Origin of the sequence: Ornithinibacter sp., from assembly GCF_035443565.1 — a bacterium.
Lineage (GTDB): Bacteria > Actinomycetota > Actinomycetes > Actinomycetales > Dermatophilaceae > Fodinibacter.
The window spans coordinates 1-1,555 of sequence record NZ_DAORSO010000339.1 but is presented as its reverse complement, the minus strand read 5'-3'; the positions used below and the strand labels follow the sequence as shown (position 1 = coordinate 1,555).

Sequence of the window (1,555 nt, the reverse complement as noted above, 5' to 3'; positions counted from 1 at the left end):
TAACTTAAATTTATGTGCAAGCTCACCACTCAACACCGCCCTGCCTCTGCCAAGGAGGATTCAAACTTTTCTATTTTTTCTTCAAGAACCAAGGCCATAAAACTTAGACGGTATCCACGATGGCTAAGAAGTGTCACATTTCAGGGGGGCTGGCTCTATACCACAACCCATTGTTTCAAATAAGGCTGACCAGCTGTCAATATAAAAAAACATGCACAGATTGCGAATCCGTTCCCATAACCTTATTTTTGAGTGCATTTTTTCCCAAGCCTTTCTAAACAATGGACTGCAAAATGCTTGGGTTTGATCAATTAAAAAAGCCAACATCATTAACATCGCAAATACCGTATGTAAATGTTGATAGCCATGTCCAAAATTGTGCTCAAAGCAATAACCTTGGTTCTTTAAGGTATTGAAAGTCTCATTCTCTATACGCCATCTTGCTCGTCCTCCTCTCATAATGCTAAAAACATTTTGCTCTGTTATCGTTAAATCCGTAACCCAGCTGAAGTGTTGATTGACCTTGCCTTTTTTAATTTCCCAGTATTCAACGAAATTTACCTTGCATTCGAAATGGGCTTCATTTAACGGCGCATTGTTGATAAACCTAAATCGATGAACAATGCCATTTGCGCCTGCTATTTCGTGAAAAGTACAAAATTCACCTTCTAACCACTCAAATAAACTTTTATGATCACCAGGCTTTACGCCTAAAATATAGCTGTAATTTAAAGCTTTTAAAGTCTCAATATGCGGGCAATTAGAAGATAACCCATCTTCCACCACAATTGCCTTTAAAAAAGGATGCTCTCTTCTTAAGTGCTCTAGCAGACGCTTTGCTGCATTACGTTCACAGTCATTTTTACTCGTGCCATCCTGTTTTAAAATAGCTTCTGGTGCCAGGGGAATCACCACTTTATGTTCAGGGTGAACAATTGCTGCGCCCAATAATTGATGATAGTAAGTAATGCTTCCATCCTTATGGTGTTTCTCACAACAATTTTCACAATGAATTTCGTTGGAAGAAAAAACACCCGTGCCATCTATTGATAACAAATAAGCTTTATTTAAATACTGATATTGCTCTAAAACTTTGCCTCGCTGCAATTGCGCAAAAATCGCTTTAAAGAGCTTGCGAATCTGAATAGGATCTATGGGATCCAGCCTCTCTCTTATTTGAGTATCACAAGGCACTTGCTCGACACCATATAAAGCTCTTAAGTTATGTTTAAGTGCTTTATCTTCAGTTCGCCCTTGGTCAAATTGAAGTAAAGAAGGATATTTAAGGCTAAAAATCGCTAGACCAGACATGAAACAATCGGCTAATGAAAAATTACAAACGCGCTTTCTACGCGGTTCAGTTATTTTTTGAAATTTTTGATGTGCTAATTTGCAGAGAAATTCTGCTGAGAAAGTCTTTCTTAACTTAGCCATTTTCTAACCCTCCAATGAAAGTTAATTGATCAGCTAAATTGTGAAAGTCTGCGAAAAGTATTTTTTTCGCTGGCTTACAACCTTGATTATATCAGGGTTAAATTTATGGCGGGAAGTGCTG

At 37.9% G+C, this 1,555-nt stretch carries 1 protein-coding gene; it reads right to left on the bottom strand.

The window, feature by feature from the left end; genetic code table 11:
- Positions 1 to 123 precede the first annotated feature (123 nt).
- Positions 124 to 1,434 carry a hypothetical protein gene (locus PLL68_RS15010; RefSeq protein ID WP_324535474.1) on the bottom strand — a complete coding sequence of 437 codons (1,311 nt, stop codon included), beginning with the start codon at positions 1,432 to 1,434 and terminating at the stop codon, positions 124 to 126.
- Between the last annotated feature and the right edge of the window lie 121 nt (positions 1,435 to 1,555).